Here is a 15,902-nt window from a genome sequence, read left to right as displayed (position 1 = left end):
CCAGGACCGATGCTCAGGAACCAGCTCCCAGAAAGCTCTCTCGACGCTCCGCCGTACCCGCGGCCGGCCTCCGACACCCATACACCCCTCCAGGGCTAGGTGTTGCGACCACCGCATGAACCCAAGCCGTGATCGGCCTGCACAACGTCACGGACTATCCGGTCACCACCTCCCGCGCCAGGGCGGCGGCCGCCTCGCGCAGCCAACGGGCCGGCTCGCCCAGGGAGGCGGACGGGGAGCCGGCCAGGTCGCTGAGGGAGAGGGACGTGGCGGGCGTCTGCCCGGCGACGCGGCCGGCCACGACGACGCAGGGCCGCCCCTCGCGCCGTGCCGCGTCGACGACCTGCCCCACGATCTTGCCCGCCAGCGACTGGGCGTCGAAGCTGCCCTCTCCGGTGAGCACGACGTCGCAGTCGGTCAGGGCCCGGGCGAACCCGGCCGCCTCGAGCACGTGCGTGGCACCCGGGCTGCTGGTGGCGCCCCAGATGGCGCGGAGCCCGTAGCCGGTGCCTCCCGCGGCGCCGTCGCCGGCGGTGTCGGGCTCGCCCACGACCTCCCTCAGTCGACGCAGCCCGCGCTCGAGGAGCTCGACGTCGGCGGGGCCGGCGCCCTTCTGCGGGCCGAAGACGTGCGCGGCGCCGTCGGGCCCGACCAGGGGGCTGTCGACGTCGGTCAGGAGGTGCACGCCGTCCGGCGGCAGCGGGCGCAGGTCGCGGACGTCGAGACCGGACAGGTCGGGCAGGCTCCCGCCACCGCGCGGCAGGACGTGGCCCCGGGGCCCGGCCAGCCGCGCGCCGAGGGCGCGCAGCGCCCCGGTGCCGCCGTCGGTGGAGGCGCTCCCACCCAGCCCCACGAGGACGCGGCGGGCCCCGGCGTCCAGGACGTGGGCCAGGAGCTCTCCGAGGGGCTGGGTGTCGGCCCCCAGGGGGTCCAGCGTGCGCATCAGGCCCAGGCCGCAGGCCGCCGCGAGCTCGACCACGGCGGTGCCGTCCTCCAGGAGCAGCCACGGGACCTCGACGACGGAGCCGTGCGGACCCGAGACCCGGGCCAGGCGCGGCTCGGTGCTCGCGGCCAGCGCGAGCGCCTCCACGGTGCCCTCGCCGCCGTCCGCGACCGGGAGGGTCGTCACCGCGTCCCCGGGCCTGGCCGTGCGCCAGCCGTCGGCCAGGGCGCGCGCCGCGTCGGCGGCGGACAGGGAGGTCTTGAACGAGTCCGGGCAGGCGAGCACGCGCAGCGGGCGGCCCTGCCTGCCGGGCAGGTGCAGGGTCGGGACGGACGCCGGGGCGTGACCGGTGCTCGCGATGGGCATGCTGCCTCCTGGGTGGGATCACAGGGACGACCTCGGGGCTCCGCGACGTCGCGTCGGAGGGGGTCGGCACGTGCACCCTAGTCGGGAATGCGCTTTCCCACAGCACCTCAGTTTTCCGTCGGCAAGCGAGGAAACCATTTTCCGAGATCCTTGACCGGCGTGACGCAGGACACGTACTGTCCGATCTCGGGTCGCCGCTGTGACGGCTGACCAGCCCGAGAAGAACGGTCCTCAGGAGGACACATGAGCAACACGCGACGGGTCCGGTTCGGCCGGGTCGCCGCAGCGGCGGTGGCGCTGATGAGCGTGGCCGGCACGATGGCCGCCTGCGGTTCCGACAGCAGCAGCGCCGACGGCGTCACCACCATCAGGTTCGCCTGGTGGGGCAACGACGACCGCGCCGCCGCCACCGAGAAGGCGGTCGAGCTGTTCGAGGCGGCCAACCCCGACATCAAGGTCGAGACGGAGTTCGGCGACTACGGCTCCTACGTCCAGAAGCTCACGACCCAGGTCGCGGCCCAGGCCGCGCCGGACGTGATCCAGCTCGACCGCCCGACCTTCGGCGAGTACGCCCAGCGCAACGTGCTGGTCAACCTCGACGACTACGTCGACGACGGCACGCTCGACCTCAGCATGATCCCGGACGAGCTCCTGGCGGGCGAGCAGTACGAGGGCGTCCAGTACGCGCTCCCGGCCGGCCAGACCACCCAGATGATGGTCTACGACGTGAAGGCGTTCGAGAAGATCGGCGTCGACCCGTCGCAGGGCTGGACCTGGAGCGAGTTCACCGACGCGATGCAGCAGCTCGCCGACTCCACCGGCACGGCCGGCTTCACCGACATCGGCTGGGCCATCGACTGGTTCGACACCTGGCTCCACCAGCGCGGCAAGAGCGTCTACACGCCCGAGGGCGCCCTCGGCTTCGAGACGGCCGACCTCGCCGAGTTCTGGACGTGGACCAACCAGATGCGCGAGGACGGCCTGGCCACCCCCGCCGAGATGACCACCCAGCAGGACGGCTCCACGACGAACTCCGGCCTCATCGCCGACGCCTCCTCGATCGAGGAGAACTACGACTCCAACCTCACCGGCTACGTCGGCGCCACGACCGAGAAGCTGGCCGCGGCTCCGCTGCCCACCGACACCCCCGGTGCCGACACCTCCGGCATGGCCGCGCTCCCGCCCGTGTACTACGGCGTGCCGCGCAGCTCGCAGAACGCCGAGGCGGCCGTGAAGCTGCTGGACTTCCTCATGAACGACCCCGAGGCCGGCGCGGCGCTGGGTGCCTCCCGCGGCATCCCGCCGAACACCGACATCCGCGCCGACGTCTGCGACGCCGCGGACGAGGTGAGCAAGATGGTCTGCACCTACGAGGACTCCGTCGCCGACCAGGTCGGCGACTCCTCCACCTGGGGCTGGCCGACCGGCTCGTCCTCGGTGAAGGCGGACTTCCAGCAGATCTACGACACGGTGATCTTCGGCCAGGCGACCCCCGAGGCGGCCGCCGAGCAGCTGGTCTCCAACGCGAACGACGCCATCGGAGGCTGACCCACCGTGCCCACGCTGCACCCCGCACACCCCGTTCTCCGCGGCTCCGCCCCGGCCCTCTCGCTGGACGCGGAGCTCGCCGAGGCCGCGCTCGCCCTGGTCCCCAGCGACCTGCGCGACGTCGCGGGGGCCCGCGCCGCCAACGCGGCGCGGCACGCGGCGGCGGCCCCCGTGCGGGACCGGGACGGGGTGCGCAGCGCGGACACGACGCTGCCCGGCCCCGCCGGCCCCGTGCCGGTCCGGGTCCTGCACCCCGTTCCCGCCGGCGACCAGGAGTCGGACGAGGACTCCTGGCGCGCCGGGAGCAGGGCCGGGGTGCGGGGGGCGGTGCTGTACCTGCACGGCGGCGCGTTCGCGCTGGGTGACCTCGACGCCTGTGACACGCAGTGCGCCGAGTACGCCCGGGAGGCGGACGTGGTCGTCGTCGCGGTCGACTACCGGCTGGCGCCCGAGCACCCGGCCCCGGCCGGGCTCGAGGACGGTGTGGCGGCGCTGCGCTGGCTGCACGCGCACGCCGAGGAGCTGGGCGTGGACCCGGCTCGCGTGGCCGTGGCCGGAGCCAGCGCCGGTGGTGCGCTGGCCGCCGGCACCACGCTGCGGGCCCGTGACGAGGGAGGACTCCCCGTGGCGCACCTGCTGCTCGTGCAGCCGGTGCTCGACGACCGGCGCACGACGGCGTCCGCCCGCGGGCTCCGGGGCGTCCCGGTGTTCGACGCCGACGCCAACGCGGTGATGTGGGAGACCTACCTCGCCGGCGCCGAGGCGGACGGCTACGTCGCCCCCGCCCGGGCCGACCTGCGGGGGCTGCCACCCACCACCGTCCACCTCGCCGAGCACGACCCGCTGCACGACGAGGGCCGCGACTTCGCGGCCGCCCTGGCCGCGGAGGGGGTCCGCGTCGCCACGCGGACCTACCCCGGCACGTTCCACGGCTTCGACTCGGTCGTGCCCGGCGCGGGGGTCTCCCGCCGGGCACGCGCCGACCAGGCCGCCGTCCTGCGGGACGAGGTCGGGCAGCCCGACCGCGCCGCCGCACACACGCCCGAGGGAGAGGCTGACCTGTGAGCACGACGACCACGCTCCGACCCGCGGCCGGTGAGGCGGAGCAGCCTCCGACCGCCGACCCCACGGCCACCCCGCCGCGCCCCCGACGCCGACCGCAGCGCTCGGCGTACCTGTTCCTGCTGCCGTGGATCCTGGGCGCGGTGCTGCTGACCATCGGCCCGATGGTCACCTCGCTGTACCTGTCCTTCACCGACTACGACCTGTTCAGCAGCCCGTCCTGGGTCGGGTTCGACAACTACCAGCGGCTCTTCACCGAGGACCCGCGGTTCTGGGCGTCGGTGCGGGTGACGCTGACCTACGTCCTGGTCTCCGTCCCGCTCCAGCTCGCGATCGCGCTCGGCGTGGCGCTGCTGCTCAACCGCCCGCGCCGCGGCATCGGGTTCTACCGCTCGGCGCTCTACGCCCCGTCCCTGCTCGGCGCGAGCATCAGCCTGGCGCTGGCGTGGAAGGCGCTGTTCAGCACCGGTGGCACCGTGCCGAACCTGCTCGCCTCGATCGGCCTCGACACCGGCGGCTGGACCGACGACCCCGACCTCGCCATCTACGCGGTCGTCGCGCTCACGCTGTGGCAGTTCGGCGCCCCGATGGTGATCTTCCTGGCCGGCCTCAAGCAGATCCCGCGCGACCTCTACGAGGCTGCCGCGCTGGACGGGGCGGGCAAGGTGCGCCAGTTCTTCTCGGTGACCCTGCCGATGCTGACGCCGGTTCTGCTGTTCAACCTGGTGCTCGGCATCATCCACGCCTTCCAGTCCTTCACCGGGCCCTACGTGATCTCGAACGGTCGCGGCGGCCCGGGCGACTCCACCCTCGTCTACACCCTGTACCTCTACCAGCGCGGGTTCACCGACTTCCGCATGGGCACCGCATCGGCCATGGCCTGGCTGCTCCTGCTGGCCATCGCCGTCGTGACCGCGCTGCTCTTCGCGACCTCGCGACGCTGGGTCTTCTACGCCGGTGAGGAGAACTGACATGGCCGCCTCCACCACGCTGCCCCCGACCACCCCGTCCGCGCCCGACCCGTCCCCGGCGTCGGCGCCGCCCACGGCCGCCGGCCGCCCCGGCGCCCGCAGCCGTGGCGTGCTCTGGCACGTCGTGGTGATCGCCCTCGTCCTGGTCGTGCTGTACCCCGTGTTCTGGCTGGTCAGCGCCTCGTTCAAGCCCGCCCAGGAGGTGCTCACCGACACCGGCCTGTGGCCCGCGAACCCGACGGGGGAGAACTACGCCACCGCCATGGACGGGGTCGCCGGGTACTCCGTGTGGCGCTACCTCGGCAACTCGCTCGTGCTCTCCCTGGGCGCCGTGATCGGCAACGTCTTCTCCTGCACGCTGGCCGGGTACGCCTTCGGCCGACTGCGCTTCCGCGGCCGCGGCGTGCTGTTCGCGTTCATGCTCATCACGATCATGCTGCCGATCCACGTCGTGCTGATCCCGCAGTACATCGTCTTCCAGCAGCTCGGCCTCGTGAACACGTTCTGGCCGATCCTGCTGCCCAAGCTGCTGGCCACCGACGCGTTCTTCATCTTCCTGGTGGTGCAGTTCGTCCGCAGCCTCCCGCGGGAGCTGGACGAGGCGGCGCTGATCGACGGCGCCGGGCCCTTCCGCACGTTCTGGTACGTCATCGCCCCGCTGCTGCGACCGGCGATGTTCACCACCGCGATCTTCAGCTTCATCTGGACCTGGAACGACTTCTTCACCCAGTTGATCTACCTGAACAGCCCGGAGAACTACACGCTGTCCCTGGCCCTGAAGATCTACGTCGACCAGACGTCGTCCTCCTCCTACGGGCCGATGTTCGCGATGTCGATCCTGGCGCTGGTGCCCGTGGGCCTGTTCTTCATGGCCTTCCAGCGGCTGCTGGTGGAGGGCGTGGCGACGCAGGGCCTCAAGGGGTGAGCGACCGCGTGAGCACCATGATGGGTCCCGTGACCGACGAGGAGCCGACGAGCGCGCCGCCGCCGTCCTGGCCGCGTCGGCTCTCCGCCGTCGCCGAGGTCGCCGTGCTCGTCACGCTCGCCTCGCTGCCCGTCGTGACCGCGCTCGCCGCGGGCGCGGCGGGCGCGTCGTTGCTGCGCGAGCAGCTGACGGAGGACCGCGACCCCACCGTCGGGCGGTTCCTGCGCCTGACCGGCAGCGCCCTGCGCGACCCGGTCGGCGTGCTGGCCGTGGCCGGTCTGCTGGCGCTGGGGGCGATCGACCTCCTGGCCGTGCTGGGCGGCCTGCCCGGGGCGGTCGTGCTGGGCCCGGTGCTCGCGGTGCTCGCCGCGGCCGCCCTGGTCGGCGGGCTGCGCGCCACGGCGCTGTGGCGCCCCGGAGCCCGCTGGGCACCCACGCTCGAGTCGGCCGCACGGGGGGCGGTCGCCGACGTCACCGGCTCGCTGCTGCTGCTGGCCGCCGTGGCCGCCGTCGTGCTCGTCGTCCGCCTCGGGCCGGCGTTCGTCCTGCTCGTCCCCGGGCTGCTGGTGCTCGCGGCGGTGGCCGTCACCGAGCGCGTGCGCGGACCGCGATGAGCGGCAGCGCGGCGCCCCGGGTCCTGCTCGTGGGGGCGGCGGGCTACGGCAGCACCTACGTCGAGGAGATCGCCCGGCTGGAGGCCGCCGGCGAGGTGGAGCTCGCCGGGATCTGCGACCGCAGCGCCCCCGTCGGCGCGGCGGCCGACCTCCTGGGCGACCGCCCCTGGGCCGACGACCTCGGCCAGCTGCTCGTGAAGACCTCCCCGGACGTGGTCGTGGTGGCGACCCCCATCCCGCTGCACCTGCCCATGGCCCGCCAGGTCCTGGGCGCCGACGCCCGGCTGCTCCTGGAGAAGCCGCCGACCGCCACGCTGGCCGACTGGCGCGCCCTGTGCGCCCACCCCGGCCCGGCCGCACGGCAGGTGGGGTTCCAGAGCCTGGGCTCGAGCGCCGTCCCGCGGCTGCGCGCGCTGGTGGAGAGCGGCGCCCTGGGGCAGGTCCGGCACGTCGGCGTGCGGGGCGCCTGGCAGCGCACCGACTCCTACTACGCCCGGGCCGCCTGGGCCGGGCGTCGCACGCTGGACGGGGTGCCCGTGGCCGACGGTGTGTGGACCAACCCGTTCGCCCACGGTCTCGCGACCGCGCTCGCCGTGCTGGGCACCACCCGCGCCGAGGACGTGACGGACGTGCGCACCCAGCTGTGGCGCACCCGCGACATCGAGTGCGACGACACCGCCTGGGTGCGGGTCGAGACCACCGCCGGCGTCCCCGTGGTCGGCGCGGCCACGCTGTGCGCCGACGAGGACGAGGAGCCCGCGGTCGTCGTGGCGGGCACCGGCGGCACCGCCGTCCTGCACTACACCGCCGACGTGCTGGAGGTCGACGGAACCGTGGAGACCCACACCCGGACCTCCCCGCTCCAGGACCTGCTGCGGCACGCCGACGAGCCGCAGCGGCTCCAGTCCTCCCTGGCCGACTGCGGTGCCTTCATGCAGGTCCTCGAGGCGCTGAGGCTCGCGCCGCCGGTCCCACGGGTGCCGGAGGAGGCGGTGCGCGACGTGGGCGTGGGCCGGAGCGTGGGCCAGGGCGGCACCGACCGCCTGCGCACGCTGCCCGGCATCACCGCGGTGGTGCGGCGGGTCGCGCAGGAGGGCCTGACCCTGGAGGCGGCGGGCCGACCGTGGTGAACCTGCTCGGCGCTGTACCTGCCGGGTCCCCGGGGTGCGCCGAGGCCGTCCTGGACTGGTCGCCCGCGGGGGAGGGGCTCGTGCCGCGTCCGGTGGTGCACCCGCTGCGCACGCCGTCAGGCCACCTGCTCACCGGCGCCCGGCCCGCCGACCACCCCTGGCACCACGGCCTGGGCCTGGGCCTGCCCGACGTCGACGGGGTGAACCTCTGGGGCGGCCCCAGCTACGTCCACCCCGAGGGCTACCTCGAGGCCCGGACGCGGCGGGGCAGCGTGCGTGCGGCCGGCACCGGGGCCGACGCGCACGAGGACCTGACCTGGTGCGACGACGAGGGGGCCCCGCTACTGCGCGAGCGGCGCACCGTCGCCTGCACGGCCAGCGGGTCGGGGCTCTCGCTGCGCTGGCGCTCGGTGCTCACGGCCGCGCGCGACCTGCGGCTGGCCTCGCCCGAGGCCAACGGCCGTGGGGGTGCCGGGTACGGGGGGCTGTTCTGGCGCCTGCCGGCGGGCCTGGGCGCCGACGACCTGGAGGTGCGCTGCCCCCACGGAGTCGGCGAGGACCTCGCGAACGGCTGCACGGGCGCGTGGCTGGAGATCGAGCACCGAGGTCGGTGGCAGGCCCGGCTGGAGCCCGACGGCGACGGCACCGGCCCGTGGTTCGTCCGTGTCTCCGACTACGCCGGCGTCGGGGTCTCGCTGGCCGCGCCGCGTGCGCGGTGGCTGGCTGCGGGGGAGTCCGTGGAGTGCGCGCTCGCCCTGGACGTCAGCGAGGTCTGAGCGGGCTCTGCCCGACGGCGGGCGTGCTGCCGCCGAGCACGACCTCGCACTTGACCCGGCGGGTGCGCGGCTTGTCCGGCAGCGGACCCAGCGTGAGGTCCAACGCCTCGCGCCCCAGGCGGGCCAGGTCCACGCGGACGGTGGTCAGCCGCGGCGACACGTCGCGCAGCGTGGCGATGTCGTCGAACCCGGCCAGGGCCACGTCGCGGCCCGGTTCCAGGCCGGCGTCCCGCACCGCCGACATCGCCCCCACGGCCATCACGTCGTTGACCGCGAAGACGCACAGCGGGCCCTCGCCGGGCAGGGCCCCGCTGCGGCGGCGCCCCAGGAGCGTGGTCATCGCGCGGTACCCGCCGTCGCGGGTGAACTCCTCGACGCCGACGTTCTCCTGCGGCAACGTCGCGGCGCCGGCGAGGCCGCTGCGGAAGCCGGTGATCCGGTCGGTGGAGGTGAGCAGGGAGTCCGGACCGGCGAGGGCGGCGAACCGGCGGTAGCCGAGCCCGACGAGGGCCTCGGCGAGGGAGCGCGCCCCGGCGCGGTTCTCGATCGCGACCGTGTCGAACGGGAGGCGACGCTGGCTCACCAGCGCCACGCGGCCGCCGCGGTCGACGAGCTCCTGGAGCTCGGTCTGCAGGCGTGCCTGGTGCTCGGTGTCGGTGGTGCGGCTGCCCACCACGACCAGGGCGCGGGCGCGGTGCCGGCGCAGGGCGGCGACGTACTCGACCTCGCGGTCGGCCTGGCGCCCGGTGCTGGTCAGGGCGACCATCAGCCCGTTCTCCTCGGCACGCGCCATGAGCGAGGCCGCGATCGCGGAGAAGTACGGGTCCTCGATGTCGGGGACGACCAGCCCCACCACGTCCAGGTGGCCGCGGACGATGGCCTGGGCTGCGGGGTTGGCCTCGTAGCGCAGCGCGGTGGCGGAGGCCAGGACCTTCTCGCGCAACGACTCACCGACGACGCGGGTGCTCCCGTTGACCACGCGCGAGGCGGTCGCGAGCGACACGCCGGCGTGGCGCGCGACGTCGGCGAGGGTCACGGGCTGGGCCACGGGGGACCTCCGGGTCTGGGTGGTGGCTGCGGGTCGGTGGACGGTCGGTGCGGGCTGGTCGGTGCGGGGCTGCTCCGGCGGGCTCGTCCCGGGCGTCGGGAGCGGCGACGACCGGACGATATCGCGCGCTCGGCTGTGATCCAGATCTCGGATAGCGCTTGCCGGGCGTCGGACGTTGCGCTTACTGTACCGGAAACCGCTTTCCCAAGGAGGCACCATGAGCGACGTCCTGGGCATCGTGATGAACGGCATCACGGGCCGGATGGGGTACCGCCAGCACCTGGTCCGATCGGTCCTGGCGATCCGCGAGCAGGGGGGTGTCGAGCTCTCGGACGGCACCCGCGTCCAGCTCGAGCCCGTGCTCGTCGGCCGCAGCGAGCGCAAGGTCCGCGAGATCGCGGAGCGCCACGGCATCGAGCGCTGGACCACCGACCTCGACCAGGCGCTGGCCGACCCGGACCTCCCGGTCTACTTCGACGCCCAGCTCACCAACGTGCGCGGTGGCGCGGTCAAGGCCGCCATCGCCGCCGGCAAGCACGTCTACGCCGAGAAGCCGGTCACCGAGACCATCGAGGAGACCCTGGACCTGGCGCGGGCCGCGCAGGAGGCCGGGGTGAAGACCGGAGTCGTGCACGACAAGCTGTTCCTCCCCGGGCTGCGCAAGCTCGACCGCCTCGTGAAGGGCGACTTCTTCGGCCGCGTGCTCTCGGTGCGCGGCGAGTTCGGCTACTGGGTCTTCGAGGGGGACTGGCAGGACGCGCAGCGGCCGAGCTGGAACTACCGGGCGCAGGACGGCGGCGGCATCACCGTCGACATGTTCTGCCACTGGAGCTACGTCCTGGAGAACCTGTTCGGCCGGGTCGAGGCCGTCACCTCCCGCGCGGTGACGCACATCCCTCGGCGCTGGGACGAGAACGGCGAGCCCTACGAGGCCACGGCCGACGACGCCGCCTACGCGATCTTCGAGCTCGAGGGCGGGATCATCGCGCAGATGAACTCCTCCTGGTGCGTCCGGGTGGCCCGTGACGAGCTGGTGGAGTTCCAGGTCGACGGCACCGAGGGCTCCGCGGTCGCGGGGCTCAACGGCTGCCGCGTCCAGCACCGCTCGGCCACGCCGAAGCCGGTGTGGAACCCCGACCTCCCCGTCACCGACCCGTTCCGCTCGCAGTGGCAGGACGTGCCGGACAACGAGGTCCTCGACAACGGCTTCAAGGCCCAGTGGGAGCAGTTCGTGCGCCACGTCGTCGAGGACGGCCCGCACCCCTACGACTTCGTCGCCGGCGCCCGCGGCATCGCGCTGGCCGAGGCCGGCCTGCGCTCCTCGGCCGAGGGCCGTCGCATCGAGCTGCCGGAGATCGTGCTGTGAGCACCGTGCGCCTGCCCGACGGCCGCCTGCACACCCCCGGCGCGGCCGGCACGTGGTCGGTCTCGGCGACCCCGGCCACCAGCCGGCGCGCGTTCGCGGCCGCCCACGTCGTCCCGCAGGTCGACTCGGAGACCGTGCCCGGGGCGCCCGCCGTCCTGGACTGGGAGGCGACCCTCGCCTTCCGGCGCCACCTCTGGTCGCACGGCCTCGGCGTCGCGGAGGCGATGGACACCGCGCAGCGCGGGATGGGCCTGGACTGGCCGGCCGTGCAGGAGCTGGTGCGCCGCAGCGCCGCCGAGGCGGCCTCCGTCGGCGGCGCGATCTGTGCCGGCGTCGGCACCGACCAGCTCGAGCGTCCCACCTCGCTGGAGGAGGTGCTGGCCGGCTACGAGGAGCAGCTCGCCGTGGTCGAGGACGCCGGCGCGCAGCCGGTGCTCATGGCCAGCCGCCACCTCGCGGCGCTGGCCGAGGGGCCCGAGGACTACGCCAAGGTCTACGGCCGGCTGCTGGGCCAGGTCTCGCGGCCCGTCGTCCTGCACTGGCTGGGCTCCATGTTCGACCCGGCCCTCGAGGGCTACTGGGGCAGCCGCGGCCGGGCCGCCGCCACGGACACCTTCGTCGAGCTCGTCACCGAGCACGCCGACAAGGTCGACGGGGTGAAGGTGTCGCTGCTGGACCGTGCGCACGAGGAGGAGCTGCGTCGCCGGCTGCCGGCGCAGGTGCGCGTCTACACCGGCGACGACTTCCACTACGACCAGCTGGTGCTGGGCGACGGTGCGCACCACTCCGACGCGCTGCTGGGCGCCTTCGCCGCCGTCACCGGGCCCGCCGCGGCGGCCCTGCGCTGCCTCGACACGGGTGACGTGGACGGCTACCGGGCTCTGATGGAGCCGACGGTGGACCTCTCGCGGCACCTCTTCGCCACGCCCACGTGGTTCTACAAGGCGGGGGTGTCGTTCCTGTCCTGGCTCGGCGGGCACCAGCCCGGCTACACGATGATCGGCGGCCTGCACTCCGGCCGCAGCGCCGTGCACCTGGCCACCGCCTACCGGATGGCTGACGACCTGGGCCTCTTCGCCGACCCGGAGCTGGCGGCGGGCCGGATGCGGTCCTACCTCGAGGTCGCGGGAGTGGCGCAGTGACTGCCGAGGCCGTGGCCCCGGCGGCGTCCCGTCCGCTGGTGAGCCGGCTCAGCCTCAACCAGCAGACGACGAAGTCGTGGTCGCTCGCCGAGGCGCTGGACGGCTGCCGACGGCACGGCCTGGAGTCGGTCGGCGTGTGGCGCGAGCCCGTCGCCGAGGTCGGCCTGGACGAGGCGGCGCGGCTGGTCCGCGAGAGCGGGCTGCGCGTCTCCTCGCTGTGCCGGGGCGGGTTCGTCACCGCTGCCGCCGGCCCGGAGCGAGCGCGGGCGCTGGCGGACAACCGCGCCGCGATCGACGAGGCGGCGGCCCTCGGGGCGGCCTCGCTGGTGCTCGTGGTCGGCGGCCTGCCGGCCGACGCTCCGCGCGACCTCGTCGGTGCGCGCCAACGCGTGGCCGACGCGCTCGGCGAGCTGGCGCCCTACGCCCGGGAGCGCGGTGTGCTGCTCGCCCTGGAGCCGCTGCATCCGATGTTCGCGGCCGACCGTGCGGTCCTCTCCACCCTGGGCCAGGCCGTCGACCTGGCCGAGCAGCACCCGGCCGAGGCCGTGGGGGTCGTGGTGGACACCTACCACGTCTGGTGGGACCCGCAGGTGCTGGAGCAGGTCGCCCGGGCTGCCGGGCGGATCGCCTCCTTCCAGCTCTGCGACTGGCTGACCCCGATCCCCGCCGAGGCCCTCATGGGGCGCGGCATGCCGGGGGACGGGCACATCGACTTCGCCCCCCTCGTCGACGCCGTGCTGGCCGCCGGCTACACCGGGGACGTGGAGGTCGAGCTGTTCAACCGCGAGATCTGGGCCGCCGACCCCGACGAGGTCGTCGCCACGATGGTCGAGCGCTGGCACACGTTGCTGAGCGGCCGCTGACGCGCTGACGAGCGCCCCCAGCCCCGGCACCCGTGGTGTCGGGGCTGGGGTGCGTGCGGAGGTGTTCGTGCAGGTCAAGGCGCATTTTGGTGCCTCGGTCGGGGTTGCAGGAAAGGGCTTTCCGTCCTAGCGTCCGATGAGACCCCGGTCACAACCGACGTGGCCGACCGACCCTCTCGGGAGTGCTCGTGAACCATCCCCTCCAGCCCTCGCGCCGTGCCGTCCTCGGCGGCTTCGTCGCGGCGGCGGCCACCGCGGCCGTGGCCGGCCCGTTACGCCCGACGGCCGCGTCCGCCGCCGGCGTCCTGCCGCTCGCCGGGGTCGGCCCCGACGGGCAGGTGCCGCTCCGCTGGCTCGACGGCGTCCCCACCACCCACGCCGGCAGCACCTTCGGGCTGCCCTGGCCCCGGGGCGCTCGCTCCGCCGAGGCCCCGCTGAGCCTGCGCAGCGGCGACGGCGAGGTGCCGCTGCAGTCCTGGACCCTGGCCACCTGGCCCGACGGCTCGGTGAAGTGGAGCGGGCACGCGGTGGCCGCCGGTGCCGCGCTCGCCGACGACCTCGAGGTCGTGGACGGGCAGCCCGTGGCGCCGGCGCGGCCGGCCACGGTGCGCCGCTCGGGCGACCGCGTGGTGCTCGGCTCGGGGGTGGCCTCGGTGACGCTGGCAGGCTCCGGCACGACGCCCCTGCGCGAGGTCACGCGCTCCGGTCGGGCCTGCGCCCGCGAGGGCCGGCTCGTGCTCACGATCGACGACGCCCCCGCCGGGGCCCCGGCCTCCACCCAGGACTGGGTCGGTGTGGTCACCGACCTCGTCGTGGAGCAGGAGGGGCCCGTGCGCGCCGTCGCGCGGCTGAGCGGGCACCACGAGCCCGTGCGCGGCGCCTCGGCCGGCAGCGGTGGCGCCGGTCGCCCCCGGCTGCTGCCCTGGACGATGCGGGTCGCGGTCACGGCCGGCTCCGACGTCGTCGAGGTCGAGCACTCCTTCGTCCACGACGCCGACCCGGCGACGCAGCTGGTCAGCGGCCTGGGCCTGCAGGTCGTCGTCCCCCTCGACGACGCCCCGCACGACACCCACCTGCGCTTCGCCGGCGAGGACCGCGGTGTCTGGGGCGAGCCCGTGCGCGTGCTCACCGGTCTGCGGCGCGAGCCGGGGGCGGCCGTCGACGAGGCCCAGTTCGCCGGCACCGCGACGCCACCGGTCTCGCAGTGGGCGGGGCAGGTGGCCGACGGCTACGAGGACCTGCCGCTGTGGGAGGAGTTCTCCCTGCGCCAGCACTCCGCGGACTCCTTCACCGTGCGCAAGCGCACCGGCGCCGACTACCGCTGGCTGGAGAGCGCCGGCTGGGGACGCCGCGCCGCCGGGCTGGGGTACGTGGGCGGGCCCTCGGGCGGGCTGGGCTTCGGTGTGCAGGACTTCTGGCAGGCGTTCCCCCGCGCGCTCGACGTGACGGGAGCGGCCGGCGATGCCGCAACGGTGACCCTGTGGGCCTGGTCGCCGCACGGCGAGGCGATGGACATGCGGGGCTACGCCGCCGCCGGCCACGGGCTCGGCCTGGCCTACGAGGACCCGCGCGAGGGCTTCGGCGACCCCGTGGGGATCGCGCGCTCCACGAGGCTCGAGCTGCACGCGCTGGACGCCACCCCGTCGCGTCCCGACTTCGCCGACCGGGCCGAGGCCCTCCAGGCGCGGGCGCAGCTGGTCAGCACCCCGGCCGTCTACCACCGCGCCGGCGTCTTCGGGCACTGGAGCCTGCCGGACCGCAGCACCGCCCGGCGCACTGCGCTCGAGGACGCGATGGTCGACACCGTCGACTTCTACGCGGGCCAGGTCGAGGAGCGGCACTGGTACGGCTTCTGGGACCACGGCGACGTGATGCACACCTACGACGCCGACCGGCACGAGTGGCGCTACGACGTCGGCGGCTTCGCCTGGGACAACGGGGAGCTCGGCACCGACGGCTCGCTCTGGTACCAGTTCCTGCGCACCGGCGACGCGGGCACGTTCCGCCTGGCCGAGCGGATGACCCGGCACATCTCGGAGTCCGACTGCTACCACTCTGGGCCATTCGCCGGGCTGGGCTCCCGGCACAACGTGCTGCACTACGGCGACGGCGCCAAGGAGGCGCGCGTCAACGAGTCGTACACGAAGCGGTTCTGGCACTACGTGACCGCCTCGGCGCTGGCCGGGGACTACCTCGAGGCCACGCTGCAGGTGGACGAGACCATGCTGGTGAACCCGCCGCTGCGCGACTACTACGAGCCGCCCGCCGGCGTCCCCACGGCCCTGCGGCTCGGGCCGGACTGGTACGCCCTGGTGAGCAACTGGCTGGCGGCGTGGGAGCGGACCGGCGAGGACCGGTGGCGCCGCAAGATCGTCACCGGGATGCGCGACGTGGCGGCGCTGCCCGCCGGTCTGTTCACCGGTCAGCTCGGCGGCGCGGTGGGCTTCGACCCGGAGACGGGCCACATCACGAAGCTGGACACCGCGGACTTCACGGGCGGCTACAACCTGGCGATGTCCTTCCTCGGCGACCAGGTGATGTTCGAGCTGGTCGACCTGGTCGACGTCCCGGAGTTCCGGCGCACGCTGCTGGAGTTCGCCACCTACGTGCAGTCCAGCAGCGCGGAGAAGACCGCGCACTTCGGTCGGGACTTCAACCCGCAGGTCTTCAAGACGATCTACTCCCGCGTCACCGCCTGGGCCGGCGTCGAGAGTGACGACGCGGACCTGCGCCGGCGTGGCTGGGAGACCTACCTGGCCGACCCGGCGGGGGAGCCGTGGGCGGCCACCGCCCAGGTCTCCGGCCCCGACAGCCTGGGCGAGGTGACCGAGGTGCCGGGCGTCGACATCGCCACCAACGACGCCTCGCAGCGCGCCCTGGCCGTCATCGCGCTCCTCGCGCTGGCCCCGGACGAGGCTCCCTGACGCTCCGCTGGGTCACCCACGGCGATAGTCCGTGACGTTCTGCAGGCGACACGCCGGGTGGATTCAGCCTGTCGTCGCAACAGGTGGATCTGACTCGCCCGACAGTAGTGCGTCGAGTTCCTCCGCGGGGGTGCGCCACTTCAGTGTCTTGCGAGGACGGGCGTTGAGCTCGGCGGCGATCTGATCGAGCATCCCGGGTCCGTAGAACGAGAGGTCCTCGCTCT

General features: G+C 74.4%; 13 protein-coding genes and 1 pseudogene. 11 read left to right on the top strand and 3 right to left on the bottom strand.

The window, feature by feature from the left end:
- Positions 1-154 precede the first annotated feature (154 nt).
- A complete protein-coding gene (locus M8330_RS21020; protein WP_250828939.1) occupies positions 155-1,309 on the bottom strand; it encodes a glycerate kinase in 1,155 nt (384 codons plus the stop codon).
- Positions 1,310-1,552: 243 nt separating this feature from the next.
- On the opposite strand from M8330_RS21020, the gene M8330_RS21015 reads away from it, so the two are divergent.
- From M8330_RS21015 to M8330_RS20985, 7 genes are all read left to right on the top strand, one after another.
- On the top strand, positions 1,553-2,857 hold the full coding sequence (locus M8330_RS21015) for an ABC transporter substrate-binding protein (RefSeq protein ID WP_250828938.1): 1,305 nt from the start codon (positions 1,553-1,555) through the stop codon (positions 2,855-2,857).
- 6 nt (positions 2,858-2,863) lie between these two features.
- A complete protein-coding gene (locus M8330_RS21010; RefSeq protein ID WP_250828937.1) occupies positions 2,864-3,922 on the top strand; it encodes an alpha/beta hydrolase in 1,059 nt (352 codons plus the stop codon).
- On the top strand, positions 3,919-4,890 hold the full coding sequence (locus M8330_RS21005; RefSeq protein WP_250828936.1) for a carbohydrate ABC transporter permease: 972 nt from the start codon (positions 3,919-3,921) through the stop codon (positions 4,888-4,890). Before M8330_RS21010 ends, M8330_RS21005 begins: the two co-directional genes overlap by 4 nt.
- 1 nt (position 4,891) lies before the next feature.
- Positions 4,892-5,815, top strand: a complete 924-nt coding sequence (locus tag M8330_RS21000; RefSeq protein WP_250056061.1) for a carbohydrate ABC transporter permease — start codon at positions 4,892-4,894, stop codon at positions 5,813-5,815.
- A 29-nt stretch (positions 5,816-5,844) separates the two neighbouring features.
- Positions 5,845-6,429, top strand: a complete 585-nt coding sequence (locus M8330_RS20995) for a hypothetical protein (RefSeq protein ID WP_250828935.1) — start codon at positions 5,845-5,847, stop codon at positions 6,427-6,429.
- Positions 6,426-7,559 (top strand): Gfo/Idh/MocA family protein, encoded by a 1,134-nt coding sequence (locus M8330_RS20990; RefSeq protein WP_250828934.1) that lies wholly within the window; start codon positions 6,426-6,428, stop codon positions 7,557-7,559. The genes M8330_RS20995 and M8330_RS20990 overlap by 4 nt, the downstream gene beginning before the upstream one ends.
- A gap of 80 nt (positions 7,560-7,639) precedes the next feature.
- Complete coding sequence (locus tag M8330_RS20985; protein ID WP_250828933.1) at positions 7,640-8,335, top strand: DUF6807 family protein; 696 nt, start codon at positions 7,640-7,642, stop codon at positions 8,333-8,335.
- On the opposite strand, the gene M8330_RS20980 is transcribed toward M8330_RS20985, so the two are convergent.
- Positions 8,322-9,383: a LacI family DNA-binding transcriptional regulator gene (locus M8330_RS20980; protein WP_250828932.1), complete on the bottom strand. Its 1,062-nt coding sequence runs from the start codon at positions 9,381-9,383 to the stop codon at positions 8,322-8,324. The two genes, M8330_RS20985 and M8330_RS20980, sit on opposite strands and share 14 nt — an antisense overlap.
- Before the next feature lie 217 nt (positions 9,384-9,600).
- Between M8330_RS20980 and M8330_RS20975 the strand changes: the two genes are divergently transcribed.
- From M8330_RS20975 to M8330_RS20960, 4 genes are all read left to right on the top strand, one after another.
- Positions 9,601-10,749 carry a Gfo/Idh/MocA family protein gene (locus tag M8330_RS20975; protein WP_250056051.1) on the top strand — a complete coding sequence of 383 codons (1,149 nt, stop codon included), beginning with the start codon at positions 9,601-9,603 and terminating at the stop codon, positions 10,747-10,749.
- Entirely contained in the window at positions 10,746-11,891 is a 1,146-nt protein-coding gene (locus tag M8330_RS20970) for a dihydrodipicolinate synthase family protein (RefSeq protein ID WP_250828931.1), read from the top strand. Before M8330_RS20975 ends, M8330_RS20970 begins: the two co-directional genes overlap by 4 nt.
- Positions 11,888-12,754, top strand: a complete 867-nt coding sequence (locus M8330_RS20965; protein WP_250828930.1) for a sugar phosphate isomerase/epimerase family protein — start codon at positions 11,888-11,890, stop codon at positions 12,752-12,754. The genes M8330_RS20970 and M8330_RS20965 overlap by 4 nt, the downstream gene beginning before the upstream one ends.
- Before the next feature lie 188 nt (positions 12,755-12,942).
- Positions 12,943-15,678, top strand: a complete 2,736-nt coding sequence (locus M8330_RS20960) for an exo-rhamnogalacturonan lyase family protein (RefSeq protein ID WP_250828929.1) — start codon at positions 12,943-12,945, stop codon at positions 15,676-15,678.
- A gap of 63 nt (positions 15,679-15,741) precedes the next feature.
- Here M8330_RS20960 and M8330_RS22845 read toward each other — a convergent pair.
- Positions 15,742-15,902, bottom strand: a pseudogene (locus M8330_RS22845) (IS30 family transposase); the annotation flags it as partial.

The sequence above is a fragment of the Nocardioides bruguierae genome (assembly GCF_023656415.1).
Lineage (GTDB): Bacteria > Actinomycetota > Actinomycetes > Propionibacteriales > Nocardioidaceae > Nocardioides > Nocardioides bruguierae.
This window is presented reverse-complemented; position numbering and strand designations above follow the sequence as displayed.